25 protein-coding genes are annotated in these 25,698 nt (G+C 59.6%); 9 read left to right on the top strand and 16 right to left on the bottom strand.

Features of this window, described 5'->3' with window-relative positions; genetic code table 11:
* Nucleotides 1-108: 108 nt before the first annotated feature.
* The 5 genes from budA to rpmG form a co-directional block, all read right to left on the bottom strand.
* Entirely contained in the window at nt 109-807 is a 699-nt protein-coding gene (budA, locus tag HII33_RS04920; protein WP_179394660.1) for an acetolactate decarboxylase, read from the bottom strand.
* Nucleotides 808-822: 15 nt separating this feature from the next.
* Nucleotides 823-2,493, bottom strand: coding sequence for an acetolactate synthase AlsS (gene alsS / locus HII33_RS04915; protein WP_179394659.1), 1,671 nt, complete (start codon nt 2,491-2,493; stop codon nt 823-825).
* 222 nt (nt 2,494-2,715) lie between these two features.
* A complete protein-coding gene (locus tag HII33_RS04910) occupies nt 2,716-3,267 on the bottom strand; it encodes a hypothetical protein (RefSeq protein ID WP_179394658.1) in 552 nt (183 codons plus the stop codon).
* Between the two features lie 99 nt (nt 3,268-3,366).
* On the bottom strand, nt 3,367-3,891 hold the full coding sequence (locus HII33_RS04905) for a GNAT family N-acetyltransferase (protein WP_179394657.1): 525 nt from the start codon (nt 3,889-3,891) through the stop codon (nt 3,367-3,369).
* A gap of 112 nt (nt 3,892-4,003) precedes the next feature.
* Nucleotides 4,004-4,156, bottom strand: coding sequence for a 50S ribosomal protein L33 (rpmG, locus tag HII33_RS04900; RefSeq protein WP_054718962.1), 153 nt, complete (start codon nt 4,154-4,156; stop codon nt 4,004-4,006).
* Between the two features lie 270 nt (nt 4,157-4,426).
* Here rpmG and HII33_RS04895 point away from each other — a divergent pair, with 270 nt between their 5' ends.
* From HII33_RS04895 to HII33_RS04870, 6 genes are all read left to right on the top strand, one after another.
* The gene (locus tag HII33_RS04895; RefSeq protein ID WP_179394656.1) at nt 4,427-4,876 is read left to right on the top strand and encodes a PTS sugar transporter subunit IIA; all 450 of its coding nucleotides are present in this window, start codon (nt 4,427-4,429) and stop codon (nt 4,874-4,876) included.
* A 127-nt stretch (nt 4,877-5,003) separates the two neighbouring features.
* Complete coding sequence (locus tag HII33_RS04890; protein WP_179394655.1) at nt 5,004-5,939, top strand: LacI family DNA-binding transcriptional regulator; 936 nt, start codon at nt 5,004-5,006, stop codon at nt 5,937-5,939.
* Between the two features lie 67 nt (nt 5,940-6,006).
* Nucleotides 6,007-6,912 carry a proline-specific peptidase family protein gene (locus HII33_RS04885; protein WP_179394654.1) on the top strand — a complete coding sequence of 302 codons (906 nt, stop codon included), beginning with the start codon at nt 6,007-6,009 and terminating at the stop codon, nt 6,910-6,912.
* Between the two features lie 83 nt (nt 6,913-6,995).
* Complete coding sequence (locus tag HII33_RS04880; RefSeq protein WP_179394653.1) at nt 6,996-7,835, top strand: aminoglycoside 6-adenylyltransferase; 840 nt, start codon at nt 6,996-6,998, stop codon at nt 7,833-7,835.
* 61 nt (nt 7,836-7,896) lie between these two features.
* The gene (locus HII33_RS04875; RefSeq protein ID WP_179394652.1) at nt 7,897-8,559 is read left to right on the top strand and encodes a histidine phosphatase family protein; all 663 of its coding nucleotides are present in this window, start codon (nt 7,897-7,899) and stop codon (nt 8,557-8,559) included.
* Complete coding sequence (locus HII33_RS04870) at nt 8,560-9,117, top strand: TetR/AcrR family transcriptional regulator C-terminal domain-containing protein (protein WP_179394651.1); 558 nt, start codon at nt 8,560-8,562, stop codon at nt 9,115-9,117.
* Between the two features lie 83 nt (nt 9,118-9,200).
* Here HII33_RS04870 and HII33_RS04865 read toward each other — a convergent pair whose 3' ends face one another.
* The 8 genes from HII33_RS04865 to HII33_RS04835 all read right to left on the bottom strand — a co-directional run bounded on the left by HII33_RS04865 (nt 9,201) and on the right by HII33_RS04835 (nt 19,031).
* Nucleotides 9,201-10,895, bottom strand: a complete 1,695-nt coding sequence (locus HII33_RS04865; protein ID WP_246287269.1) for an oleate hydratase — start codon at nt 10,893-10,895, stop codon at nt 9,201-9,203.
* A gap of 16 nt (nt 10,896-10,911) precedes the next feature.
* Nucleotides 10,912-11,040 carry a hypothetical protein gene (locus tag HII33_RS13890; RefSeq protein ID WP_281362213.1) on the bottom strand — a complete coding sequence of 43 codons (129 nt, stop codon included), beginning with the start codon at nt 11,038-11,040 and terminating at the stop codon, nt 10,912-10,914.
* A 146-nt stretch (nt 11,041-11,186) separates the two neighbouring features.
* On the bottom strand, nt 11,187-12,146 hold the full coding sequence (locus tag HII33_RS04860; RefSeq protein WP_179394649.1) for an ABC transporter permease: 960 nt from the start codon (nt 12,144-12,146) through the stop codon (nt 11,187-11,189).
* Nucleotides 12,143-13,273: an ABC transporter permease gene (locus HII33_RS04855; RefSeq protein WP_179394648.1), complete on the bottom strand. Its 1,131-nt coding sequence runs from the start codon at nt 13,271-13,273 to the stop codon at nt 12,143-12,145. Before HII33_RS04855 ends, HII33_RS04860 begins: the two co-directional genes overlap by 4 nt.
* The gene (locus HII33_RS04850; RefSeq protein ID WP_179394647.1) at nt 13,263-14,801 is read right to left on the bottom strand and encodes an ABC transporter ATP-binding protein; all 1,539 of its coding nucleotides are present in this window, start codon (nt 14,799-14,801) and stop codon (nt 13,263-13,265) included. Before HII33_RS04850 ends, HII33_RS04855 begins: the two co-directional genes overlap by 11 nt.
* Before the next feature lie 123 nt (nt 14,802-14,924).
* On the bottom strand, nt 14,925-15,995 hold the full coding sequence (locus tag HII33_RS04845) for a BMP family lipoprotein (RefSeq protein ID WP_179394646.1): 1,071 nt from the start codon (nt 15,993-15,995) through the stop codon (nt 14,925-14,927).
* Between the two features lie 452 nt (nt 15,996-16,447).
* Nucleotides 16,448-18,259 (bottom strand): FtsX-like permease family protein, encoded by a 1,812-nt coding sequence (locus HII33_RS04840; protein WP_179394645.1) that lies wholly within the window; start codon nt 18,257-18,259, stop codon nt 16,448-16,450.
* Between the two features lie 13 nt (nt 18,260-18,272).
* Nucleotides 18,273-19,031, bottom strand: a complete 759-nt coding sequence (locus HII33_RS04835) for an ABC transporter ATP-binding protein (RefSeq protein WP_179394644.1) — start codon at nt 19,029-19,031, stop codon at nt 18,273-18,275.
* A gap of 250 nt (nt 19,032-19,281) precedes the next feature.
* On the opposite strand from HII33_RS04835, the gene HII33_RS04830 reads away from it, so the two are divergent.
* Nucleotides 19,282-20,931 (top strand): APC family permease, encoded by a 1,650-nt coding sequence (locus HII33_RS04830; RefSeq protein WP_179394643.1) that lies wholly within the window; start codon nt 19,282-19,284, stop codon nt 20,929-20,931.
* A 132-nt stretch (nt 20,932-21,063) separates the two neighbouring features.
* Here the strand turns inward: HII33_RS04830 and HII33_RS04825 are convergent, their stop codons facing one another.
* The gene (locus tag HII33_RS04825) at nt 21,064-22,437 is read right to left on the bottom strand and encodes an MATE family efflux transporter (protein ID WP_179394642.1); all 1,374 of its coding nucleotides are present in this window, start codon (nt 22,435-22,437) and stop codon (nt 21,064-21,066) included.
* Nucleotides 22,438-22,779: 342 nt separating this feature from the next.
* On the opposite strand from HII33_RS04825, the gene hflX reads away from it, so the two are divergent.
* Together hflX and HII33_RS04815 are read left to right on the top strand one after the other, a co-directional pair.
* Complete coding sequence (hflX, locus tag HII33_RS04820) at nt 22,780-24,063, top strand: GTPase HflX (protein ID WP_179394641.1); 1,284 nt, start codon at nt 22,780-22,782, stop codon at nt 24,061-24,063.
* Nucleotides 24,060-24,482, top strand: a complete 423-nt coding sequence (locus HII33_RS04815; protein ID WP_179394640.1) for a GNAT family N-acetyltransferase — start codon at nt 24,060-24,062, stop codon at nt 24,480-24,482. The genes hflX and HII33_RS04815 overlap by 4 nt, the downstream gene beginning before the upstream one ends.
* 303 nt (nt 24,483-24,785) lie before the next feature.
* Here the strand turns inward: HII33_RS04815 and HII33_RS04810 are convergent, their stop codons facing one another.
* Nucleotides 24,786-24,953, bottom strand: a complete 168-nt coding sequence (locus tag HII33_RS04810) for a hypothetical protein (protein ID WP_179394639.1) — start codon at nt 24,951-24,953, stop codon at nt 24,786-24,788.
* Between the two features lie 78 nt (nt 24,954-25,031).
* Entirely contained in the window at nt 25,032-25,691 is a 660-nt protein-coding gene (locus tag HII33_RS04805) for an amino acid ABC transporter permease (protein ID WP_179394638.1), read from the bottom strand.
* Nucleotides 25,692-25,698: the final 7 nt, after the last annotated feature.

The raw sequence follows: 25,698 nt of genomic DNA, 5'->3' as shown, positions 1-25,698 counted from the left end.
GGCGACGCCTCTGGCGCCGCGAGGCACCGGTGGCGCCCCACGGCGCCAAAAGACCCGGGCCCGCGATCACCCGGGGCCCGGGCCTGTCGTCCGCGTCAATGCAGCGACTCACTGCTCGGCTTGTTGGATCGCCGCCAAAACATCCGGACCGTCAAGGGCGCGCGCCATGAACGCGGGGTCGTCGATCGGGAGGTGGAGCTGAACGTCGGCAAACAACTCGGTCTCAAGCACGCCGGCCACACCGGCCCAATCCAGCACGTGCCCGCCAAAGTCATGCGCGTCGCTCAAAAAATGTAGGTGAAAGCCCGGCGCCGCCATGCCGGCGTAGAGTGTCGGCGAATAATAGCCGATCAGCGTGCCAGTGACCGAGCGGGCGTCAAAGATCCGCTGCGCCGCGGCGGTGGCCGTCAGTGTCGGATAAGGCGCCACTTGCTTGGCCACCACGCGGGTGCGCATCCGGGCAAACGTCCCGTGGACGCGCACCGCCGCAAACGCATTGGCCGTACCAAGCGTTGTCAGCACCTTGGCCTGGGTCTCTGCCGCGGTCGCGGCCGTCAGCAGTCCGTGCCCCGCGAAATCAGCGGGGTGCACGTTGGCGAACGGGACCCGCTCGGTCAAGGCAGGCTGCCGCACCGCGCCTTGCGCATCGACTTGATAGACCACGCCAGCCAGAATGATCAGTTCGCCGTCAAGGCCGGTGAGCGTCCCGATCCCAGTATCCCCGTGGGTCAGCAACTCGGCCAACGTCTGCGTGCCTGCAAACCCGCCAGGGACTAGATTCGCGAGCGTTCCATGTTGATATAACATCACGTGCCTCCTTGACTAGAACTGATCGGCCAGCATCGCCTCAGCCAGCTTCGGGTTATCCGCGTAGTCGACTGGGATGTCAACGACGACTGGACCTGCCGTGGCAAACGCTTGGTCGAGCACTGCGTCTAGCTCCGCCGGTTGCGTCACCCGCAAACCCGTCGCGCCGAAACTCTCGGCGTATTTGACGAAGTCGACCGGTCCAAAGTCCACCCCAGCGGCGCGCCCGTATTTGGCTTCTTCTTGGAACTTCACCATATCGTAGTGGCCATCGTTCCAGATGATGTGCACGAGGTTCGCGTGCAACCGCACCGCAGTCTCCAACTCCTGGCTCGAGAACAAGAAGCCACCGTCACCAGACACCGACACGGCCTTTTCACCCGGGCGGACCAGCGTGGCGGCGATCGCCCACGGCAAGGCCACCCCAAGCGTCTGCATCCCGTTGCTGAAGAGCAAGCGCCGCGGTTCGTAACTGCGGAAGTGACGCGCCATCCAGATATAGAAGCTCCCGACGTCGACCGCCACCGTCATCTGATCGGTGACCCGCTTCTGCAGCGCCGCGATGATTGCAAGCGGGTGAACCAGCCCCGGTCGGCTGACCGGCGGCACGTCCCGCTGCGTGAGCTGGGTCTGCAAGTGATCGAGGTAATCCTTGGCCTCTGGGGCCACGCGGTAGCCGCGCAGCAGTGGGATCAGGACATCGAGCGTCTGGGCAATGTCACCGACCAACTCGTTTTCCGGTTGAAAATCATGGTCGATCTCGGCTGTCCGAGAGTCGATGACGATCACGCGGGCATCCCCGCTCGGGTTCCAGTTCCGCGGCTCGTACTCGATCGGATCGTAGCCGATCGCCACGACCAAGTCGCTGCGCTGAAGCAACTGGTCGCCTGGCTGGTTGCGAAACAGCCCGACACGGCCGAAGAAGTCGTGCTCCTGGGCATGGGAGACGATTCCGGCCCCCTGGAAGGTCTCGACCACCGGCAGATCCGCCACCGCCAGCAAGTCACGAATCGCGGCCGTGACCGGCTCGGACGATGCGCGCATCCCCAACAGCAATACGGGCAGCTTGGCGTCTTTGATCTGCCGGGCCAGGTCGGTCATGTCTGCTGGGCTGGCCGGGCCAAGGCGTGGCGCCTGCAGCGGGTGGACCGCCTGGGTCGTGACCGGGCTATCGGTCACGTCCTGTGGGATCGACACGAAGCCTGCCCCTTGCTTGCCGGACTCCGCGGCGCGAAACGCGTTGGCGATCGTCTCACTGATGTTATCGGGGTCCTGCACCTCAACGGCGTACTTCGTGATCGGGGCGAGCATCTCCGCATTCTTCATGCTCTGATGTGCGGAACGTTGCAGGTCCGCACGCTTGACCTGCCCGGAGATCGCCACCACCGGGTCCCCTTCCGCCGTCGCGGTGACCAGCGGCGTTGCGAGGTTCGACACCCCAGGGCCTGAGGTCGTCAGCACAACGCCGGCCTTGCCGGTCAGTCGACCGACGCCTGCAGCCATGAACGCCGCGTTTTGCTCATGGCGCGCAACGATTAGCTTCGGTGCACGCGGGTCCCGGGGATAATCGAGACGTTCAAACAGACGATCGATCTTCGCCCCTGGGATTCCGAAGGCGAACTCGACCCCGTGATTGATCAGGCTATCGACGATCAGGTCTGCACCGTACTGCGTTTCTTCTGTCATAATGGCTCCTCCTCGATCCGTGTTTGCGGTTAACTGTTACATACATTATCACAAATCTGTGTCATGTCAAACTCGATTCAAGTGTTTTATCGTGATTATCAAGCAGTATCGCTGTACTGTTTAAGAAGAAAAACTGTTAAAGATTCCAGCGCGTCGACATGGTACCGGTTACATTTTACCGGTAAAAATAAAGGGGCGCCAGTTTGGCGCCCCTCCTGCGTGTTACTTCACCTCTAGGCGGATCTTCCCGATCCCTTGCGTGGCATCTTTGATCTGTAGGTCAAACCCAAACTTACCGAAGAGGTGTTCGAGCTTGGCGAAGTTATCACGGTCAAAGGAGCTCAGGTTCCCGTCGATCGTCGTGACATTCGCTTTCTTCGCTAGGTTGATAAAGGCGCGCAGGGCCAGCTGGGCCAAGCCCATGTTCTGGAAATCATAAAATGCGAGCCGCGATTCGGAGCCGAGTGTCTCCAGCACCGTGATGTGCATCGAGTTCGCCCACCGATTCAGATCAAACAGCAGTTGCGATTGAAAGTCAGCCTTAGAGTGGCCGTACTTGTCGACGTTCTCGAAGGGGGTGTAGACGCTGATCGTGAAACTGTTGCGCTTCTGGTTCTCGAGCTTGAAGTCCGTGTAGACAATGTACTGCGTCGCCTTCTGATCACCGGCCACTGGTGGCCGGTTCATGCTAGACAGGATCGTGAACTGCGGATCTTTCTCGATCGCGGCCAGCCGCTTCGCATACACCTGATCGTACTCTAATTGCGCACTCATTATTGAAACCTCCACGGGTAATGTTGGTTTCATTATAGCATTAATGGAGCAAAGCCACGAGCCTTCTTTTTTGATATGAAATGAAAAAAATAATTTCCATCACATTTCAGTTTTCTTGTTTTCATTTTCTAACAACTGACTATAGTACGCCTCGCGCCGCGGGGCACCGGGCGTCAAGGCCAGTGCAAGCGGCACCGTGAAGCGGTAGGTGAACCCCGTCCGGATCAACAGGGCGACGGAGCGCTGATTATCCGGGAAGACGCCAGCCCACACTTCCGTGATCCCGGTACGGCGCAGCTCCGCGAGCACCAACTGCAACACGGCAGTCATCACACCGCGGCCCCAGTAGCGTCGCGCCAGCGCGTAGCCCAATTCACGCGTACGGCCGTCCGGACCGTCTGCGGCGCGCGGGTAGATTCCGATCTGCCCGACAACGCGGCCCGCCAGGACGATCGCGTGCTCGTCGTGCGATCGGGCGATGAAGGCAGCTGCCTCTTCCGGGGTCGTCAGCGCGCGCATCCCCGCGGGCCCGATCACCTGCGGGTCGTTCGCGTACGCAAGAAGCGCCTGTGCGTCGGCGGCCTCAAATGGCCGCACCACGAGTGTGTCGGTCTGTAATCGCATGCGTCCACCCTCCTTGGATCTAGTGTACCACGGCGGCCGCCGCCGACGACAAAACAGGCGTCCGGAGATCCCGGACACCTGTCGGTTAGTCGCTACGGCCGTAAGCGACGAACTACTTCTTAACTTCGGTGAAGGTCACACGCTTACGCAACTTTGGAGAGTACTTCTTCAAAGACAGACGATCAGGCGTGTTACGCTTGTTCTTGGAAGTCAGATAGATCCGTTCGCCGGTTTCGGCGCAAGCAAGAAGAATGTTATCACGCATCTTACTTTCACCTCTTTCTATCAGATTACTAACCTAACTAGCATACCGGATTCTGGCGGAAAGTCAAGGGGAAATGCTTGTCAGCTGATCACGCGCCGATCTGCGGCGGGTGGCACGCCACATCGCCTGCGACCGCACGGTTGGCCCGGCCCAATTTTTTTTGCTGAATCGCTTGACCTGAAACGCGTTCCACACTTTAGACTGGGTCTGCAGGTAAGAAGAAGCGCCACCGCGGGGCGCGCCTGCAATCATACAACTGGAGGGATCAACATGTTTGCACTGTTCACCAAGAAGTCCGTCGCCATTGACGTCAAGCTGGACCAAGCCAACGAGCTCAGCGCCTTGCACGCGATCGCTGACACCGCGGCCGACAAGTTAGGGATCAACGCACAGGGGCTGAAGGCCAGCTTCATCGCCAGCGAGGTGCAGGGCACCCACCTGATCGCTGACCGCATCCTCCTGACACACACCACCACCCCGGACGTGCGCACCCCCAAGACCGTCCTACTTTCGTTCAAGGACCCAATCTTGTGGGGGGCGACCGGGATCGCGGTCGACTTTGCGCTGGCGATCGTCATGCCAGCGCAGGCCCCAGAAGGCGCGTACGCCACACTAGCCGCGTCGGCAGAAGCCCACCTTGTGGCGGCTGCCGACACGCTCGATGCGCTGAGATCCAACGCCTCAGCGCTGAACCAACTGAACCGCACGTTGCTCGATTGACTGCCTCTCCCGTCGGTCGCCGCGCCACGTGTCCCGGTTTTTCGCAGCGAGTCCCGCTAGTTCGGTCGCCTCCGACTAGTACGGGACTTTTTTTGCGGTACACTAGAAGTGAGAAAGGATGGTCGAGATGACAAACATTCACGATATCGCACGTGCCAGTGGCTACTCCGCCACCACCGTCTCGCGCGTCTTGAACCACCACAAATACGTTTCTGCTGCGGTCCGCGCCAAAGTCGAAGCCGTGATCCGTGAGCTCGATTATGTCCCCAATGATGTAGCGCGCGACCTCAGCCGCGGGCGCACGCAGACGATCGGCGTCGTGTTGCCAATGCTCGACCATCCCTATTACACCGACCTGATTGCTGGGATCATGCACGAGGCATTCGCGCAAGGTTACCGCGTCACCATGCTGCCGTCGAACTATGCGCCAGAAGTCGAGCAAGCGTATCTCGACCAGCTGCGCCGCAAAGCTTACGACGGTCTGATCTTCACCTCCCACAGCCTGGCGCTCGACGCAATGGTGCCTTACCTCAAGTACGGCCCCGTCGTGGTGTGCCAAGACCCCGAGGCCACCCCGCTACCCGCTGCCTACACCGACCGCGGGACCAGCTACCTCGACGCGTTCCAGTGGATCCAGGCGCATGGCTACCGGCGGATCGGCATGATGCTGCCCCGCGACCCTGCGCTCTCTGCGACTGCCGCGGCGATGGTTGCTGCCTACACCCAGGTGATGGGGACCTCACCGGATCCTGCCAACAACTGGATTGGCTCGATGACTTATGCGGACGGGGTCGCGGCCGGCGCGTTCTTCGTTCAGCGTCAGCCGGACTTCATCTTCGCTAACGGCGACGACATCGCCGCTGGCGTCCTGCGGTATTACCACGACCACGACCGCGTCGCCCCGCCAATGATGGGCCAGGAGAACCAGTTGAGCGCCCAGCTGATGGGGATCCCCTCGATCGACCACCACTTCAAGCGCGTCGGACGTGCCGCCTTAGCCCTTGCGATCGGCGCACGCACCGGTCAGGTACAGATCGATTCGGATTTCATCGCCCGCGATTGAAGAAAACCCCAGACAGCATGGCGGTTTCGTGATAGAATGAGACCATTATTAGAAAGCGGTGACTGGATTGAAGCAAGGAACAACTATCTTAACGCTCGACAACGGTTACCACCTCTGGACCAATACCCAAGGCACAGGCGATATCCACCTGCTCTGCCTGCATGGGGGTCCCGGTGGTAACCATGAATACTGGGAAAACTTCGGTGAACAGCTCGCTGACCTCGGGGTGCAGGTGCACATGTACGATCAGCTCGGGTCGTTTTATTCCGATCAACCGGACTACTCAGACCCCGAGATCGCGGCCAAGTACCTGACCACCGATTACTTCCTCGGTGAGGTCGAAGAGGTGCGCCAGAAGCTGGGACTCGATCAGTTCTACCTGATCGGCCAGAGCTGGGGTGGCGCGCTGACGCAACTCTACGCCTTGAAGTACGGCGAGCACCTCAAGGGCGCCATCATCTCCTCCATGATCGACAACATCGACGAATACGTGGAACACATCAACCTCGTGCGCGAGGAGGCCCTGCCGCCTTCAGCGGTCCGCTACATGCAGCAGATCGAGGCCGCCGGTCAGTGGGATGACGCCCAGTACCAGGCTTACGTCGACGTGCTGAACGCCGGTTACGTGGATCGCAAGCAGCCACCGGCGATCGCCCATCTGATCAACACCACCGGAACGGCGGTCTACAACGCCTTCCAAGGTGACAACGAATTCGTTGTCACTGGCAAACTCAAGGACTGGGACATCCGAGACCAGATCCACAACATCACCGTGCCGACGCTGCTGACCTTCGGCGAACACGAAACGATGCCGATGCGCTCCGCCCAGCGGATGGCAGAAGACATTCCCCACGCCCGCCTAGTCACCACGCCAGACGGTGGGCACCACCACATGATCGACAACGCCCCGGTCTACTTCAAGCACCTGAAGCAGTTCATCACCGACGTCGAGACCGACAACTTCAACGACTGACCACGCGTCTCAGCTCAGGCTGAGACGTTTTTGCGTTGGGCGCGCGCAAGCGTATAATCAAAAGCGCCAAAGGAGGCGACCACATGACAGACCTTGCTCGACTGATCGACTTAGCGCAGGCTGACCCTAACGTTCAGGCGATCGGCACGGAAGGCGCCCGCAACGATCACGAAGCAGTTGCAGACGCCTGGACCGACCTTGATGTCACCCTATTCGTCCGCGATCTGGCGGCCGCGGATGGTCATTGGTGGCTACATCAGCTCGGGACCCCCACGCTCGTGCAACACCTGACGGACACGCACCTGTTCGGGCCCGACACCCACACTTGGGAGAGCTGGCTGACACGCTACTCTGGGACCCGGCGAATCGACCTTAAGCTGGCGCCGGTCCAAGACCTTGCGGCGTACCTCGCGGGCAACAGCCTGAACACGCTGGTGTGGCAACGCGACGATGGCCGCCTCACCGCTAGGCCCACCAGTGCAGCGAGCCACTGGGTGCCGGTCCCGACGCAGACCCAGCTCAACAATTGCGCCAATGAGTTCTACTGGTGCGCCGGCAACGTAGTCAAAGGCTTGGCCCGGGGCAAACTCCTCTACGCCAACGAGCAGTTCAATGCGCACGTCCGCCCAGAACTGCTGCGGTTGCTGAGCTTCAAGGCCACGTTGGCCTGCGACGGACACTTCGATGCAGGCGTCTCGAGCAAATTTCTCTGGGCCACGCTGACCCCAGCGACCCAGAGCCAGCTAGCGGCGACATACGCGCAGACCGACCTGACGGCCACCCGACGCAGCCTCGATCATGCGCTTACCCTGTTTGAGACGACGCTTGACGGCTTCGTCCATTACGCGTCGGTACCGTACCGGGCCAGCGCCGTCGCGCAGCTACGCGACTGGCTAGCGACCCCGGCGCTTTTTGCCCGCTGATGATCACCGCGCATGCGGTTGTGCTAAACTGGAAGCAGATCAAACGTCCGGAGGGATCTTAATGAAAACTGTCACCGTCTACTTAGTCCGCCACGGTCAGACCTGGCTGAACAAGTACAACAAGATGCAAGGCTGGTGCGACTCCCCGCTGACTGAGTCCGGTCTAGCGGATGGACGGCGCGCCGGCGACGCCCTGCGCCACATCACCTTCACCCACGCGTATTCCAGCGACACCACCCGCGCGATGAACACCGCCAACCTCATCTTGGCCCAAAACTTCAACACCGACGTCCAACTGACGAGCACACCACTGTTTCGCGAACAGTTCTACGGGTACTTCGAAGGTGAAGACTCGCCCAAGGCCTGGTACGCTGTCGGGATGCCCCACGGCGTACGCACGTTCAAGGACCTGATCGAACGCTACGGTGTCGATGCCAGCAAAGACTTCATGCACGAAGCCGACCCCATCCATGATGCAGAAGACGCCTTGACGTATTGGACCCGCCTTCAGCAAGGCTTCAAGCTGCTGCGGCAGGAGAACCAAAACGGTGATAACGTCTTGCTGGTCACCCACGGCACGACGATCCGCAGCATCGTCGATAAGTTTGGCAAGCAGGACGGCTTCATCGTCACCGACAGTCCGCGCAACGGGTCGATCTCCAAGATCGCCCTGACGGATGAAGGCGTTAAGGTCTTAAGCTTCAACGAGCTGACGGTGATGTAGATGGCAAGCGCGGAGACCAAGCACCTGCTGGCGCACACCCTACGCGACATGATGGCAACCACGGCCTTGGATCACATCACGATCAACGCTTTGACGCAACGCGCCGGCGTGACGCGCAATACGTTCTACTACCACTTCGAGGACATCTACTCGCTGCTGGCCTGGGTGTATGAGCAGGAGATCGTGACGCAGATGGAGAAATACGCGCAGATCGACCGCTGGGACACCGCCTACGCGATGCTGCTAGATTACATCGACGATAACCGCTCATTTTGCCTCGCCAGCTTCAACTCCGTCGGTCGTGACCTGCTCGAGCAACTGCTGGCGACCGTGGCCGCCCAGCTGGTGCGGCGGGTCGTCGTCGATGCAGACCCGACGCTGCCCAAGCACCTGCAAGAAGACATCTGCAACTTTTACGGTCTGGCCATCGTCGCCCAGATCATTCAATGGCTGATGCATGGGCTGACCGAAGACAAAGCGGCGATGGTCAAACGGGCCCAGGTCATGCTGACCGGTGCGATGGCCAACGCCGTGCGCAACTCACGCACGATGATCTGAGCCCGACATCTCGGGCGCAACGAAGCCCGCCAGCGCCTCTTTGATAGAGGTGCTGGCGGGCTTTTTGGGGTCGGTCAGATAAGTCAGTCGAACATCTTCTTCGTCGCACGCAGCAGCGTCGGGATGTCCTTATCGTAACGCGGGGTCTTGACTAAGCGGCTCATCGGGATCCCCGCGAAGTGGTACGCGGCGATCTCGCCAGAGCGCACCGCGCTTTGCTCCGTGAAGACCATCTGGTAAGGCTGCTCGGCGAATTCACCGGTGAACGCAAGGTTCGTCGAATGCGCCGGGATCACCAGCGGCCGGTCCGACTTCGCCCGGTTGTTGAACAACGCTGAAGCGTAAGGCATGTAGGCCGGGATGCAGTTGATCACGCTGGCCATGATCTCGTCTTCCTTCTCGCGAATGTTGATCGGTCCGGGATCGACCATGCTGAGCTGACCGAGCAGCTCCTGCAACATCTCTGCCCCGGTCATCTCGATGTACGGCTTCTGGACGAACTCACCGGTCCGCCGTGGATACAGGAAGTAGCCCCAGATGACCGCCTCATTCGGCTTTTGCGTCGTAAAGTGCGGCTGATGATGCACGACGATCGACATATTCACATCCGGCTGCCCGGCCTCAGACACCGGTGCGACCGACAGGAAGCTGTTCAGCGCGTTCCCCGGGACCTGCGTCGTGATCCGGGTGATCTCGTTGAGCAAAACGTGATCGCTCGTGGTCAGGGTGAAGCTGACCCACTCCGACGCGTTGCGGTCGGCGAAGAACTTGTCTGGGTTACCCAAGTTGTAGAAGCGTTCCGCCGCCTTCTTCCACAGCGCCGCGCTCAGCCCGTAGTCCATATTCTCGCGGGCAGGCGTGTTGTAATCACCGATCGTCGCCGAGTCGGTGATGCTCCCGTTGGTGAAAATAATTGCCGTGTCATCGTCAACGGTCAGGTGCTCAACTGCACCGGTAGTGGCGTCCGTGATCTCAAGGCCGGTGACGGTGATCTCGTCTTGCATCGCGCTGTCCTTGAAGGTCCAATCCGTCACAATCTGCCCGAGCTCGAAGCGCACGCCCGCCTGCTTCAGGTAATTGATCAGCGGCAGCATGATCGACTCGAACTGGTTGTAGCGTGTCCGGTTGACGCCAACCAGGTGCTCGATCTGGGTGAACTCATACAGCATCATATGCATGTAACGCCGCAGTTCTTGCGCAGAACTCTGGACGCGAAAGGCGAACGTCGTCTCCCACATGTACCAGAAGTTGGTGGTGAACATGTGCGGATCGTCTTGGAAGTAGTCGGCGATCGAGACGTTGTCCAACTGCTCCTCGTCTTTATCCGGCATCATCACGAGCTTGGTCAACAGGGCGCGGTCTTGGTTGTTCAACCCCAATTTGCCGGCTTGCACGATCCCATCACCGCGCCGCATCAGGCGCGCCTTGTCGAAGGTGCGGTGCTTCGCGTCAAACTCGCGCGTGTCTTCGGCCGCCGTCATGCCCGGCTCCGTTGCGCTCGGGATCCGGCTCAACAGGTCCATCAGGTCCACGTAAGTGCGATAGTTCAGCATTCGGCCACCGCGGGCGATGAAGCCGGTCGTGTTGTCCAGCGGATGGTTGGCGTTCCAGTAGTCTGCTGCCTGTTCGCTGGCGGCACTGCCGTCGTTGGAGCCGTGATCGTCGATCCCATAAAACGTGATCGCGTCGCCAGCCCAATGACCTTCTTGAATCAGGTACACTGCGCTTGCCATGTTGGCCAGCCCAGCCCCGATCATAATTGCTTGATGTTTGATCATCCCTGTTCCTCCTTCATTACGCGCGGTGTGATTCGAAGATCGCGTAGTCTTTCGCGTCATCATGGAACCAGTCCAACTTATGCAGTGTATAGACGGTCGCAGCGGCGACCCCGACTGCAGCGGTGAGCCAAAATGCTTTTTTCATCACGTTTCACCTCGCTTCTTGATTACGCTTACAGTGTAGGCGCGTCTGACGGCCAAAAAAATAGTCAACCCGCCTCGATTGTCCAAACACCGGTGCGCCCCACAGAAAAAAGCCACTCACAAGGAGTGGCTCATGACGCAGAATGCTTAGTGTGACTTGATAAACGTCGTCCCGTCGGCTGCTGGCGCCTTGGAGCGGCCGATGAACAGCACGACGACGATGATCGTGATCAGGTACGGCGCGATCGTGAACCAGACGTCTGGCACGTTGGCGATGACTGGGATGTACTTCCCGATGATCGCCAGGCTCTGGGCGAAGCCGAAGAAGATGGCCGCCCCCATGGCGCCGATCGGGTGCCACTTCCCGAAGACCAGTGCGGCCAAGGACATGAAGCCCTGCCCGACGATGGTTGTCGCGGAGAAGTTCAGCGTGACGCTTTGGGCCATCACCGCCCCGCCGATCCCACCGAGCAGCCCGGACAGCAGGACCCCGATGTAGCGGTACTTGTAGACGGAGATCCCCAGTGAGTCCGCCGCCTCCGGGTGTTCCCCGACGGAGCGCAGGCGCAGGCCGAACTTCGTGTACTTAAGGACCCACCACGACAGGATCGCAACCAAGATCCCCAAGTACGCCAGAAGCGACGTGTTGGTGAAGAAGATGTCGCCGATCACCGGGATCGCACTGAGGCCCGGGATGCTGACCGTTGCCAGCGGGTACTGGAGAATGTCCGTCTGGCCGCGCCCGTCAAAGATCAGCTTGGTCAGGTAGACTGCCAGTGCTGGCGCCATCAAGTTCAGGACGGTCCCAGAGATGATGTGGTCTGTTCGCCAGTTGACCGTCGCGACAGCGTGAATGCAGGAGAACAGCACGCCGACCGCCGCGCCGACGGCTAGGCCAAGCCACGGGGTCAAGGCGCCGAACGTGTCCCCCATCTTGAGGTTGAACACGACGCTTGAAAACGCGCCCATGACCATGATCCCTTCCAAGCCAACGTTGACGATCCCAGAGCGCTCCGAGAAGGTCCCGCCCAGCGCAGTGAAGATCAGCGGCGCCGAGTAGACCAATGAAGTCGAGATGACGGTCATCAAAAGTGTGGTGATGTTCATGAGCGCACCTCCTTGTTTTCCATTGGGTTCTGCGCGGTGACTTCCGCTTTCGCTGGCGTCCCTGGCTGCTTCTTAGTCGGCTTGTGGAGCTTCGCGAACCAGTAGCGGATCACGTAGTTGGCACCAACGAAGAAGATAATGGACGCGACCACGATACTCGTGATCTCAGGCGGGGTCGTCGAGGCGATCGAGATGTTCAATCCCCCGATCGACAGGGTCCCGAACAAGAGGGCCGCAAACAGGATCCCGATCGGGCTACCGGCCGCCAGTAAGGCGACCGACATCCCGTCAAATCCGATGCTCGGCAGGGCTGTGTTGACGATGATATTCTGAAAGTTACCCAGCCCCTCCATCGCGCCGCCAAGCCCACAGAGGGCCCCGGAGATCAGCATGGACGCCATGATCGTGCGCTTCGGGGACATCCCGGCGTACAAGGCGGCGTCTTCGTTCATCCCAACGGCGCGGATCTCAAAGCCCAGCGTGGTCCGCTTCAGCAACCAGGCGATGAAGAACACGGCGACCACGGACAGGATGATCCCGTAGTGGAAGGTCGAGTTCTGCGTCAATTGTTCCAAAAACGGCGTGCGCAACCGGGCAGCCTTCGGGATCATCTTGGAGTAATCCCCGTCGCCGACCGTCATGTAGGCCTTGATGATCGCGTTCGTCGCATACAACGCGATGTAGTTGAGCATGATGGTCGTGATCACTTCGTTCGCGCCGAAATACGCCCGGAAGTACCCGGCGATCCCGGACCAAAAGGCGCCCGCCAGCGCGGCCGCGATCAGCGCGCCTGGAATGATCAGAATGCTTGGCAGGTGCGGGAAGGCGTTGGCAAAGGCCACCGACGCCAACCAGCCGACCAGCGCCTGCCCCGCCAGCCCGATATTGAAGAACCCGGCGTAGTTCGCCACCGCGAACCCAAGCGCCGTCAGCATCAGCGGCGTTGCGGATCGCAGCACCTCCCCGATCGCGTTCGGCGTGCCCAGCGCACCGGAGAACATGTTGACATAGTTCGCGATCGGATCGAAGCCGGACAACAGCATGATAATCGCCCCGAGCAACAGTCCGAGGAAGATCGAGGTCAGCGGGATCGCCAGGCCCGAGATCCAAGTATTTTTAATTCTCATGGGCGGCCTCCTTTGCGCTTTCCAGCGATTCACCGGTCATCATCAACCCGATCTGTTGCTCCGTCAGGTCCGCCGTCGCGCTTTGCCCGACGATGTGGCCGTTGTGGATCACGGCGACACGATCGGAGAGCTGACGGACTTCGTCTAATTCAAATGAGATCAGGAGAACGGCGTGCCCCTCGGCCCGCGCTTTGAGCAACTGTGAATGAATGAATTCGATCGCCCCGACGTCCAACCCACGCGTCGGGTTCATCGCGATCACCAGGTGTGGATCGCGCGACAACTCCCGGGCGATGATCAGCTTCTGCTGGTTCCCCCCCGATAAGTCGCCGGCCCGCTGCTGCAGGTTGGCGTGACGAACGTCGTAGTCTTCGAGCAACTGCTCGGTCGTCTTGATCATCACTTTGGTGTTCATCACCCCGTGATGCGACATTGGCGGCCGGTAGTAGGTCTGAAGCGTCATGTTCTCGACCAGGTCCATTGGCATCACCAGCCCGAAGCGCTGCCGGTCTTCCGGAATGTGGCCGACCGAGGCTTCCGTGACCTCACGCGGCGTCGCGTGGGTCAAGTCCCGGCCATCGACCAGAATCTGCCCGCTCGTGACCGGCAAAAGGCCGGTCAGGGCCTTGACGAACTCGCTTTGACCGTTGCCATCGATCCCGGCAAGCCCGAGGATCTCCCCAGCCCGGATGGTCAAGGTGAGATCGCGCACGTGCTCGACCTTATCCTTGTCCGTAACGACCAGGTTCTTGACCGTCAGGATCGGCGCGCCTTCTGGCATCGGGACCCGTTCCCGGGCAAAATTGACGTGGCGACCGACCATCTTATCGGCCAGCTCCGCCGTCGAGGTCGACGCTGGCACGGTGTCGATCTTCTTCCCGCGCCGAATGATCGTGATCACATCGGCGACTTGGCGCAACTCGGCCAGCTTGTGGGAGATCAAGACCACGGCCTTGCCTTCTTCTGCCAGCATGCGCAGGATGTCGAGCAACTCGTCGATCTCTTGCGGCGTCAACACCGCCGTCGGTTCGTCGAAGATCAAGATATCCGCTTGGCGATACAGGACCTTCAGGATCTCGACACGCTGTTGCATCCCCACGGAGATGTCTTCGATCTTCGCGTCCGGTTCAATGTGTAACCGGTACTTCTCAGACAGGGCCATGATGTCTTTTTTGGCCTGCGCACGGTCGATCTTCCCCCCGCGCGTCGGCTCGGCCCCCAAGATGATGTTGTCGATCACCGAGAAGTTCTCGACCAGCATAAAATGCTGGTGGACCATCCCGACCCCAAGCGCCGTCGCATCCTTGGCGGAGTGCAAGTGCACTTCCTTGCCGCGGATCTCGATCGTCCCGCTGGTCGGTATCAAGATCCCCGAGAGCATGTTCATCATGGTGGTCTTCCCGGCGCCGTTTTCGCCCAGCAGTGCGTGCACTTCCCCGAACTTGATCGTCAAGTCGAGGTGGTCGTTGGCGACGAAATCGCCGAAGCGCTTCGTCAATCCGGTTACTTTGATTGCTGGTTCTGCCATGTGCTCACCCTTTCTATCGCACGCGCCGGGGGTGACTCGACACGTGCCTGTCGTGGTAAAAATGGGCTAAGGTCAGACGCATGTCCACCCTCAGCCCATATTGCCCGATCACGTGATGCGATCTTACTTCTTCAGATACTTGTTCACATCTGCTGGCTTTTCGGCCACGGTGATCTTGCCGTCGATGATCTGCTGCTTGTAGTCCTTAACGACCGTCCAAGCGGCATCGCTCATGTTACCCTTGATGAGCTGAACGCCGTTTTCCTTCAGGCCGTAAACGGTGGTCTTACCGCCTGGGAACTTGCCGTCCATCGCATCGTCTGCGACTTTTTCGATCGCCGTGCCGACACCCTTGATCGTCGACGTCAGCGTCAGGTTCCCACCGGCGTACTTCCCTTCAGCCGTCTGATCCTGATCAACCCCGATGACCCAGACCTTCTTGTTCTTGATCACGTTCTTGGCAGCGGAGAAGACACCGGCACCGGATCCACCAGCGGCGTGGTAGATCACGTCAACGTTGTTGTTGAACATCGCGCTCGCCAGAGACTGGCCGATCGCAGGCTTGCTGAAGTCACCAACGTATTGGATGTCGACCGAGATCTTCGGGTTGACCGTCGCGACCCCTTGGCGGAAGCCGGCTTCAAAGCGGTCGATCACGGCACTGTGCATCCCGCCGACGAACCCGACCTTGTTCGTCTTGGTCGTCTTGGCTGCAGCGACCCCAGCGAGGAAGGCGCCTTCGTTATCGCGGAAGGTGACGGACGCCACGTTCTTTTGCCCATCGATCACTTCATCGATGATCAAGAAGCGCGTCTTCGGGTTGGCCTTCGCCGCTTTTTCGACCGACGCGTGCAGCTTGTAGCCCGTGCCGACGATCATGGCATACTTCGCTTGGATCAGCTTGTTGATGTTAGGCGTGAAGTCCGCATCAGAGTTGCTCTGGGCGTAGTTGTAGCCACCGACCCCTTTGACCAGGTCGTGCTTCTTGCCCCACTTCTCCAGCCCTTCCCAACCACTCTGGTTGAAGGACTTATCGTCAACACCGCCACCATCGGTCACCAATGCGACAGAGTTCTTCGGGTCGGTCTTCCCTTTGGTATCATCGGCCTTCTTGCTCCCACATGCCCCTAATACAGTTGCGGTGACCGCGACAAGTGCGATCATCCCAAGTTTATGACTGATTTTCACGAACATTTCCCCCTTTTCGGATAACTGCTCCGTTGTTATAAAAATTGTAGCATGATGAGGTGATTCGTTCAAGAACGACACTACTCACCTCAAGGATAACGTTCGGCTTTGCGGCGTTTTCAATGAAAGCCCCTGCCGTTGGCGTTTGTTTCGGAATGAAAGAACAAAAACCGCCGTTATCTAGGTGTTAGCGCTTACATTCTCACCGAAAATTAACTTAAAAAACCGAAGAAATGCGCAAAAAGGTGCAGAAATTTTGTGTTGCGCCCCCTTCCCTTGACCGGCGCCGGTCGACGATACTGCAACACTGCCGCCCTGCCGCAGTGCCAGTATACGGCGGCTTGGCGAATTCTGCACGTCCAAGACTTGCGTGGCCGCAGTGTCCCCCGCGCCTTGGTGTCCGCACCCACGACTGAAACCCAAAAACGCACGTGCGGTTGCACGTGCTTCGTGGGCGGTCAATCCGTCGCAATGTCTTTTTTGATCACGATCGTCTCGTACAGCCAGACGGTCAGGCCGTAGTAGACCAGGTACAAGACTAGGAAAAGCCCGAACGGCAAGGCTAAGTGATCGTACGCCCCTTGCAGCAGGGTCGTGAACATCTGTAGACCGAACAGTACATGGATCACGCCGAGCAAGCCCGGGAAGAAGAACAGCGCCCCGATCTCTTGGCGGATCGACCGGCGCAGGGCGCGCTTGCGCACCCCGATCTTCTGTAGCATCAGGTATCGCGTCGCATCGTAGCTCGCGCCGCTGAGGATCTTGAACATCAGTGTCGAGGCGAGCATCGCAAGAAAGGCGATACCCAGGAAGAAGCCCATGAAGGCCAGCCCACCGTACAAGCTGTTGATCAGCGTGTACACGGTGAGCTTCTGCCCACTCATGTCTGCGCTGGTGATCTGATACCGCTTGTTCTGCGCGGTCACCATCGCCTCGATCGTCTCGTAATTGCGCCCGAAGTCTGCGACCTGATACGTCACGACCTGTCGGCTCGGGCCGCCCAGCTTGGCAAACGCAGCCGCCGAGACCACCTTGAAGCCACGGTCTTGATCCGCCGGCAGCCGGAACTGGATCAGCTGGCTGTCGATATCGGCTGCGTAGCGGGCCCAATTATGACCGTCGACTTTGACCCGCGCCCACTCGCCATCGCCTTGGAACGCCTCGAACAGCAATGGATGGGCGCTCAGTTCGCCTTGATCGAAGTAGATGAAGCGCGCATCGCGCTTTTGTGTGTACGTCCGCTTCTGGGTCACGTCGACGAGCTTAGCCGCCTGCCGCGAGACGGTCGCATCCGGGGCGATCGTCACCACATCATAGGCCGTTTGCTTGCTGGCCATCTTCGGGATCTCGTTTTGGAATCCCAGCCCGACCGTGATCGCGCCGAGCGCCAGCGCGAACAGCATCGCGACCACGGCGAGGATCTTGGTGTAGTCCCGGATCCGGAAGCTCAACTGGCTCAAGGTGAACGTGTGCAACCCCTGCGCAGCGAAGCGGTGGTTGCGCTTCAGCAGGCTGATCAGCCAGATCAGCAGGGCGTTGAACAGGAAGTAGGTGCCTGCAACGATCGTGATCAACGCAAGGCCGATCGCGGGGACGCCGACCTTGCCCAGCATCGTCATCGCGATGTAGCCGATCGCCAAGAGCACAATGGCGGCGATGGCCTGGATGAGCAGGACCCACCCTTTTTGCTTGATCCGGTTCGGCGTCGTGTCGGCATGCAACAACTGAAGCATCGGCGTCTTCAGCAGCTTAGCCGCGTTGAACGCCGCTGCGATCACGAACATCAGGATGAAGAAGCCGAAGGTCGCGAGCAGGGCCGGCAACCAGAACGGCGCAAAATGCGTCGCCGGCGCATGCAGCATTTGGATCAAAATGCGTCCGGCCATGACAGTCAGCCCGATCCCCAAGCCGGTCCCGACGACCGACGCGAGAAGCCCGACGCTCACGGTCTCGACAAAGATCAACTGCGCGATCTTGCGCGACTTCGCCCCAAGCATCATGAACATCGCGTAGTCGCGCTGCCGCATGCTCATCAAGAATGTGTTGGCGTACACGATGTACACCATTGTGATGATCACCAGTAGGACCTCACCGAAACCAAAGATGATCGGGGTGATCCCGATCGGTGAGTTGCCCTTCAGGAATTCGGTGTTCGTCGCCAGGGCCATGAACATATAAAAGACCGCGCTGGCGATCACCAGGCCGGAAAACAGGACCGCATAGTCGCGAAAGCGCGAGCGGATCCCGCCGAGTGCTAATTTTCGTAACATAATATCCCCCGTCTCAGTTCTGGAAGGTGCCGAGCGTGTTCAGGATCTCTTGGTAGAAGTCCGCCTGCGACTGATCGCCGTGCACCAACTCGGAGCCGATCTGTCCATCTTTGATGAACAGGATGCGCTGCGCATAGCTCGCTGAGAACGGGTCGTGCGTGACCAGCAGGATCGAGACGCCTTGCGCCTGGTTCAACTCACGCATCGTGTTGAGCAACTCCCGAGCGGACTGGGAGTCCAACGCCCCGGTCGGTTCATCGCCAAACAGGATCGCCGGCTCCTGGACCAGTGCACGCGCAGCGGCGACCCGCTGCTTTTGGCCCCCAGACAGCTCAGTCGGATAGTGGTCGAGCACACCATCGATCCCTAGGGTCCGAGCGATCTTATCGACGGCGTCTTGCTGGCGCTTATGGCTGACGTTTTGAAGCGCCATCGGCAGGGCGATGTTCTCGCGGGCGGTCAGGTTCTCTAACAAGTTGAAGTCCTGGAAGATGAACCCGACCTGTTTCGCGCGAAAATCAGACAGCCTGTCCCCCTTAAGTGCGGTGACGTCTTGCCCATCGATTGCGACAGTGCCTGAAGTCGGCCGGTCCAGTGTGGATAGGATGTTCAACAGGGTGGTCTTCCCGGAACCACTCGCCCCCATGATGCCGACGAATTCTCCTTGGTGCACGTCGAACGTCACACCTTTGAGTGCCTGATATTGCTTCTCATTGGCCTTCCCGTAGGTTTTGGTGATGTCATGAACACTCACGACCGGTTGGTTTTGCATATCGATTCCTCCGTTATTGATGGCTTGATGTTATCGTACCGCATCTGACCGGGCACCGGGCTAACAGTCACCTAACAACTCTGTCACGCGTTAACAAAAAGTTAATGCTTTTGCAGAAAATAGGTTTCAGTGTCGCGTCATCTTGTGTAAAATAAGCAAGGACTTTTTGAAGGAGGGCCAGCGATGCCACGCAACAAAGCGCCGTCTCCTCGGGCTGACCACTGTCGCTCGTAATCCCGAGGAGGAAACTATGCAACCTGAAACCAAACAGAAGCAATACATTCCATGGATGATCGTCGGCCTGATGGACTTCGTCACCGTGATCGGCTTCGATGATATTATCTATAACTTCCAGAACCAAGGGCTGGTCGCGGTGACCAGCTGGGTCCTGATGACCGTCTTCTACGTGATCCCTTATAACCTGATCGTCGCACACATGGGCTCGACCTTCTCCGAACAAGGCGGCGGGATCACCAGCTGGATGCGTCAGACGAACGGCGACACCATCGGCTACTTCGCCGCTTGGTTCTACTGGATCACCGGGCTTCCTTACGTCGTCGATGTCGCCAACTCCGTCGTGATCAGCTTCGGCTGGATCACCAACGGCAACGGCGACATCCAGAGCCACTTGGGCAACGCCTGGTTCGGGATCCTGACCGCGGTCGTCTTCGTCGTCTTCATCTGGCTGCAGCACTTCTTCAAGAACAAGTCGCTGGAGTGGATGTCCACGATCGGTGGCGGCGCGATGTTCATCATGACCGTCTTATTCGTGATCATGACCTTCGCCGGGCTCGCCCACGGCAACCCGATCGCGACGCACCCCTTCAACTTCAGTGCCTTCATGCCGAAGCACTTCTTCTCGCTCTCGTTCCTGTCCACCTTTGGTCTGTTCGTCTTCGCGATGAACGGCTCGGAACTGGCGGCCCCCTACACGGCAGACATGAAGAATCCCTCGAAGGACTTCCCGAAGGCCCTGAAGATGATCGCGATCATGACGATGTTCCTCACCCTGTTCGGCACCTTCTCGCTGGGGGTCTACTTCAACGCCCATCACCTGCCGAATGACTTGAAGATGAACGGGTCCTACTACGCGTTCCAGGCGATCGGCGCGCAGTTCGGCCTGGGCAACAGTCTGATGTACCTGTTCGCCGTTGTGCAAGGGATCTACATGCTGGCGCAGCTGGCCGTGATCCTTGACGCCTCGACGCGGGTCTTCCTATCTGATGTCGCCAAACGCTTCATGCCGCGTCAACTGACTAAGAAGAATTCGGACGGCCTGCCGATCAACGGTTACTGGCTGACCACCATCATCTGCGCCGTGATCATGGCGCTCGGGGGGATGCTGCCGAAGATCAACGACATCTTCAACTGGCTGCTGAACCTGAACGGGATCGTCAGCCCCTTCTCCACCTGCTTCTTGTTCTGGTCTTACATCATGGTCCGGCGCCACGCCGACCGTTTCCCGACCCCGGATTACAAGTACATCAAGTCCGACAAGCTTGGGTTTGTGGTCGGTCTGTGGATGCTGATCGTGACCTTCGCCTTGGCGGTACTTGGATTCTTCCCGACCGATGCGGATGAAAACACCTTCGCCTTGATGCTGACGCTGAACATCATCGTGCCGATCGGCATGGTCGTGCTCGGCTTCATGATGCCTTGGATCGCCAAGCGCCAGCGCCAACACGGCAACGCCTTTGGGCGCGGCACCTGGTGGACCTTCACCATCGTGCTCGGCGCAGGCCTGATCGCCTTGATCAGCTATGGAATGTACACGAACCTGCTGAAGGACCTGATCAACAGCGGGCTCAAGATCGCCCTGATCGTGGTCGTCGACCTGATCCTCGCAGCTGGCATCGTGCTGTTCACCAAGAACGGCCGCCATGGGATCACTGAAGACTGATCCCCCCTTTGACCGCCGTCGCGCTATGCGCGGCGGTTTTTTGGCGTCTAGGTACAGGCCAAAAAGACGCCACCCGCCGACCGACTTGGCCGGGTTGCGTCTCCAGTTGGTCCGAGGCCTTGTGTGTGCCCGTCAGATCAAGTGCTGGCGGTGCCAGCGATCGCCGCGGAAGCGGTGGATGAAGATCAGGCCACGTAGCGCCCACTCTAGCGACATGATCAGGCAGACGCCTGGTAGCCCGTAGCCTAGGCGCAACCCAAAGACGTAAACCCCGACCACCCGAAACGCCCACATGCACACCAGGCTGACCGTGGTCGTGAACTTGCCGTCTCCCGCTGCACGCAAGGCATTGGGCAGGATGAAGGAGAACGCCCACGCCAGCAAGTGCCACACCAGGAAGATCAGGTAGCAGGCGAAGATGGCCGGCACGATCGCCGGTGCCGGCGAGAAGAGCTGGATGCCGCGACTGAAACTCAGCACCAGCACGGCATCGACTAGCGCGAACGCCAAGATCCCCAGACCGACGAACGACTTAGTGATCTTGCGGGCATCGGCCACGTTGCCGCGCCCCATCGACTGCCCGACAAGCGGCACCAACGCGGTGCCCAAGGCGCTCGGGATGATCTCGGACAACGACGTCCAGGAGCCGCCGATCGCCCAAGTGACGATCACCCGCGTGCCCAGGCCAACGATCATCATCTGGATCAGGATCTTCCCCCCGTTGAAGAAGAATGACTCTGCCGCAAAGGGAATGCAGACTATGATCACGCGGCGCAACATCCGCCAATCGATCCGGCGCATCACGCGCCACCGCAGGGCAAACAACTCCCGATGGCTGACCAACATCCAGCCGGCAAGCACCGCAGCCAGCCAGCGCGACAGGTTCAACGCGATGATCATCCCGACGACCCCGAGGTGCAACCAGGTGATCGTCACCAGGTTGAACAGCAGATACATCAAGTTCATCGCCAGCGACAGTTGTAGCGAGTTCGCGGTCCGGCCGATACCGCGCAAGCACCCGTTAGTCCCCTCCACCAGCGCCTCGAAGGGGTAACTCACGAGGACGCCCAGCATGTATAGGCGGGCATTGGCCATCACCGCCGGACTGGCGGCACCGAACAGCAGGCTCAACAGGCCGTTGTGCAACGCGCCAAACACGAGCGCAAGGCCCAGGCCGACTAGGACCGCCCCGTACACCGCGCCATTGACCACGCGCCCGAGCAACTGCCGCTCCCCAGCGCCGAAGTACTGGGCGATCAGCACGGTCCCCCCGAGGCCGACGGCAACGAAGATCTGGATCAGGAACACATTGACCGACCCGACCATGTTGACCGCCGAGATCGCGGCCTCACCGGAGCTGGCGATCATCGCAGTATTCAAAAAATTGAAGCTGACCAGGAAGAATTGATCGACCACCACCGGGCCGAGCAGTGCGAATACGAAGTGGTGATCGAAGCTTTCACCGGAAAAATACTTGGTCAACCAATACTGGAACTGAGCCCTCATGCGTGCGCCGCCTTCACCAATTTTTCAACTCCCTCATCGTACCCGAGTGTCGCCAGATTGCAAGCGCGACCCGCGTTTTTCGCTAGCCCTGCCCACGCAAACATGTTACACTTAGAACAATTAGACGAAAGGAGTCGACCCGCAATGCGTTTACGGACAGTGGCCACCCAGACAATTGGATAACCCAGCGCTTTTGGCGCCACTGCAGCGAGTCGAATCTACGGGACCAGTCTGGTCACACTGAGGAAGCCGTTCGCTTCCTTTTTTTGTGCCCATCGCCACGGTCACTCGAGGTGATGGGCCCTACTCAAGGCGCGCGCAGTGGCGCAGTTAGGAGAAACTATGCAAGAACAACAACACGCACCAGAAAAAGTCATCATCACCGGCATCTCACGCGGTCAAGCGGACTTCGACTACACGATGCAAGAGCTCGGGGAACTTGCCCGCGCCAACAACTATGATGTCGTCGGTGAATCACGCCAGAACCTCGACCGCTCCACCGCCGGCTATTACTTCGGCACCGGCAAGGTCGAGGAGATCGCCGAGCTGGCCCGCGCGGTCGATGCGACCACGATCCTCGTCAACGATGAGCTCTCCCCATCGCAACTGCGCAATATCGAACGTGTGACTAAGCTGCACGTTGTCGATCGCACCCAGCTGATCCTGGAGATCTTCGCCAACCGCGCGCAGAGCAAGACAGCCAAAACACAAGTCGAGATCGCCCAGCTGCAATACGCACTGCCGCGCCTGCACCCGAGTGCCAACAAACTGGACCAGCAAGGTGGCGGCGGCGGCTTGGCCAACCGCGGGGCCGGGGAATCCAAGCTCGAGATGGATCGCCGCGTCCTGAACAAGCGGATCGCTCGCCTGCGTCAGGAACTCAAAGACGCGGACGTTGGGGAGGAAGTCCGCCGGGCCAAGCGCCAGGAAAACGAACTGCCGGTGGTCGCGCTGGTCGGCTACACCAACGCCGGCAAGTCCACCACGATGAACGGGCTGCTCGGGCTCTACGCAGATCACCCAGAGACCAAGCAGGTCTTTGAAAAAGACATGCTCTTCGCCACCTTGGACACCTCGGTGCGCCAGATCACCCTGCCCGATCACCGCAAGTTCCTACTCAGCGACACGGTCGGCTTCGTCTCCAAGCTGCCCCACAAACTGGTCGATTCCTTCAAGGCGACCCTAGCGGAGGCAGCCAACGCCGACCTGCTGATCCAAGTGGTCGATTACGCTGATCCGCACTACCCCGAGATGATGGCCGTGACCGAGAAAACGCTGAACAGCATCGGGATCGAGAACGTCCCAATGATCGAGGCCTATAACAAGGCCGATCTGCGGCCAGACACACGCTACCCCGAGCTCAACGGCAACCAGTTCATCTACTCGGCCAAAGACCCGGCGTCCCTAGCCAAGCTGGTCGAGTTGATCGAAAGCCGCGTGTTTGCAGATAATGAGACGAACACCTACCTGATCCCGTTCGATCAAGGTCAGCTGGTCGACTTCATCAACCGCGAAACTGGGGTGATCAGCACAGACTACACGGCAGCAGGCACGCAGATCAAGACCGTGGTCAACCCGATCCAAGCTGGTCAGCTGCGCCCCTACCTGGTCGAGGACGAGCAATGATCTCATACACTTGGCAGCGCCCGGCGACGCTCAGCGACCAGGCGATCCTGGCGCTGTACGCCAGCGTCGGTTGGACGGCCTACCTCAAGGCGCCGGCCAACACCCTGGCCGGGATCGCTGATGCCACGGTCCTGTGGGCGCTGGACGGCCCCAAGCTAGTCGGCTTGGCCCGCGCGATCACGGATCACCACACCATCCTTTATGTACAAGACGTCCTCGTGACGCCCGCCTACCAGCGCCGCCACATCGGCAGTGACCTGCTGACCCGATTGCTCGACCAGTTCGCCGACATCGGCCAGACCGTCTTGCTCACCGACCCCGAAGTGCGCACCCAGCGCTTCTACGGCTCACTGGGGTTCCACGCGGTCACCCCGAGCGGCTACGGGCGCGCGTTCGTCCGCGACACCCGCACAGGTTGACCCGCCGATGCCCTTCACGCGTCAAGTCGCACCCGGATCAAAGTCTACAAGCCAGTCGATTGCCTCCAACCGACTGGCTTTTTTCATTGCGCTGAACACACCTCGCCGCGCGCCAACCGTTAGACGCCAAAAAAGACGCGATCTGAACGCATCGCGTCATCTCTGGATGAACTCGGAGGTCTCGTCACCCACGTTGCGTCAGCACCACTATTGTGAGCGCATGATCGCTGGCCATACGCCCACACCGCCCTACCCTCTGGGACCGCGCACCGTCAGCTTTAAGCACTCCCCGATCGGTTCGGGTCAAGTCTCCTCACTGATCAGCCCGCCGCGCTGATAAGCCCCGCGCGCAAGCGGACGGCAGGTGCCCTGCACTGCCGCTTGCGCACTCAAGGTCGCCAAGCTCTCAAGCATGTGGCGCCAGGCGATCGCTCGATACGCCGCCTCACGTGTCTGGACTGAGGCCCGCAACGCGGCATCCATTCATTGTCCGGATCCCCCGCCGCCATAGTCAACCTAAAAAACCGCCCACACACGGCGGACGGTCAGTCAAGCATGGTTCAAGCGGCGGTTGATCAACCGCGCGCCGATCGACAGGGTGTAGTTCGCCACGAAATAAAGCACGGCTAGCGCCACGAACATCGGGATCGTGTAGTTCACGTTCTGGCCGTAAATGATCTGCGCGTGGTAGGTCAACTCCGGCAGCAAGATGATGGTCGCCAGACTCGTGTCCTTGACCAGCGAGATGAACTGCGACACGATCGGCGGGATCATCTTCTTGAACGCCTGCGGCAGGATCACATGGATCATTGCCTGGCTGTAGGACAGCCCGTTGCTGCGGGCCGCTTCCATCTGACCGATCGGTACCGCAATGATCCCACTGCGGACGATCTCAGCCAGCATCGCCGACTCGAAGATGGTCATCGCGACGATCGACGCCGGGATCACCCCGAGCCGGATGCCGATCTTTGGCAACGCGAAGTAGGTGAAAAACAGGATCAGCAGTAGCGGCAGGTTGCGGATCAAATCGATCACGAACCCGACGGCCGCGCTAAAGAAGCGGACCTTCACGTACCGGGCGATCCCGAGCAGGGTCCCGATCAGGAAGCTGAAGAAGATCGACGTAACGGAAACTTCGACTGTGATCCAGAGCCCTTGGAGCAAGTAGCTTAGATTGATCTGTGAATAAGCATCGATAAAGTTCTGCATAATCGGC

The sequence above is a fragment of the Lacticaseibacillus absianus genome, from assembly GCF_013407595.1.
In the GTDB taxonomy this organism is placed as follows: domain Bacteria; phylum Bacillota; class Bacilli; order Lactobacillales; family Lactobacillaceae; genus Lacticaseibacillus; species Lacticaseibacillus absianus.
Note: the sequence above shows the minus strand (reverse complement) of the source record. Positions and strands in the feature narration are given on the sequence as shown.

Excerpts from the sequence above, each read along its gene's own strand:
- HII33_RS04905 (WP_179394657.1), bottom strand. The coding sequence starts at position 3,891 with ATGCGATTACAGACCGACACACTCGTGGTGCGGCCATTTGAGGCCGCC.
- HII33_RS04890 (WP_179394655.1), top strand. The coding sequence starts at position 5,004 with ATGACAAACATTCACGATATCGCACGTGCCAGTGGCTACTCCGCCACC.
- HII33_RS04880 (WP_179394653.1), top strand. The coding sequence starts at position 6,996 with ATGACAGACCTTGCTCGACTGATCGACTTAGCGCAGGCTGACCCTAAC.
- HII33_RS04855 (WP_179394648.1), bottom strand. The coding sequence starts at position 13,273 with ATGAGAATTAAAAATACTTGGATCTCGGGCCTGGCGATCCCGCTGACC.
- HII33_RS04805 (WP_179394638.1), bottom strand. The coding sequence starts at position 25,691 with ATGCAGAACTTTATCGATGCTTATTCACAGATCAATCTAAGCTACTTG.
- HII33_RS04865 (WP_246287269.1), bottom strand. The coding sequence starts at position 10,895 with ATGATCAAACATCAAGCAATTATGATCGGGGCTGGGCTGGCCAACATG.
- HII33_RS04835 (WP_179394644.1), bottom strand. The coding sequence starts at position 19,031 with ATGCAAAACCAACCGGTCGTGAGTGTTCATGACATCACCAAAACCTAC.
- hflX (WP_179394641.1), top strand. The coding sequence starts at position 22,780 with ATGCAAGAACAACAACACGCACCAGAAAAAGTCATCATCACCGGCATC.
- HII33_RS04910 (WP_179394658.1), bottom strand. The coding sequence starts at position 3,267 with ATGAGTGCGCAATTAGAGTACGATCAGGTGTATGCGAAGCGGCTGGCC.
- HII33_RS04815 (WP_179394640.1), top strand. The coding sequence starts at position 24,060 with ATGATCTCATACACTTGGCAGCGCCCGGCGACGCTCAGCGACCAGGCG.
- rpmG (WP_054718962.1), bottom strand. The coding sequence starts at position 4,156 with ATGCGTGATAACATTCTTCTTGCTTGCGCCGAAACCGGCGAACGGATC.
- HII33_RS04845 (WP_179394646.1), bottom strand. The coding sequence starts at position 15,995 with ATGTTCGTGAAAATCAGTCATAAACTTGGGATGATCGCACTTGTCGCG.
- HII33_RS04850 (WP_179394647.1), bottom strand. The coding sequence starts at position 14,801 with ATGGCAGAACCAGCAATCAAAGTAACCGGATTGACGAAGCGCTTCGGC.
- HII33_RS04895 (WP_179394656.1), top strand. The coding sequence starts at position 4,427 with ATGTTTGCACTGTTCACCAAGAAGTCCGTCGCCATTGACGTCAAGCTG.
- HII33_RS04860 (WP_179394649.1), bottom strand. The coding sequence starts at position 12,146 with ATGAACATCACCACACTTTTGATGACCGTCATCTCGACTTCATTGGTC.
- HII33_RS04870 (WP_179394651.1), top strand. The coding sequence starts at position 8,560 with ATGGCAAGCGCGGAGACCAAGCACCTGCTGGCGCACACCCTACGCGAC.
- budA (WP_179394660.1), bottom strand. The coding sequence starts at position 807 with ATGTTATATCAACATGGAACGCTCGCGAATCTAGTCCCTGGCGGGTTT.
- HII33_RS04830 (WP_179394643.1), top strand. The coding sequence starts at position 19,282 with ATGCAACCTGAAACCAAACAGAAGCAATACATTCCATGGATGATCGTC.
- HII33_RS13890 (WP_281362213.1), bottom strand. The coding sequence starts at position 11,040 with ATGAAAAAAGCATTTTGGCTCACCGCTGCAGTCGGGGTCGCCGCTGCG.
- HII33_RS04840 (WP_179394645.1), bottom strand. The coding sequence starts at position 18,259 with ATGTTACGAAAATTAGCACTCGGCGGGATCCGCTCGCGCTTTCGCGAC.
- HII33_RS04875 (WP_179394652.1), top strand. The coding sequence starts at position 7,897 with ATGAAAACTGTCACCGTCTACTTAGTCCGCCACGGTCAGACCTGGCTG.
- HII33_RS04825 (WP_179394642.1), bottom strand. The coding sequence starts at position 22,437 with ATGAGGGCTCAGTTCCAGTATTGGTTGACCAAGTATTTTTCCGGTGAA.
- alsS (WP_179394659.1), bottom strand. The coding sequence starts at position 2,493 with ATGACAGAAGAAACGCAGTACGGTGCAGACCTGATCGTCGATAGCCTG.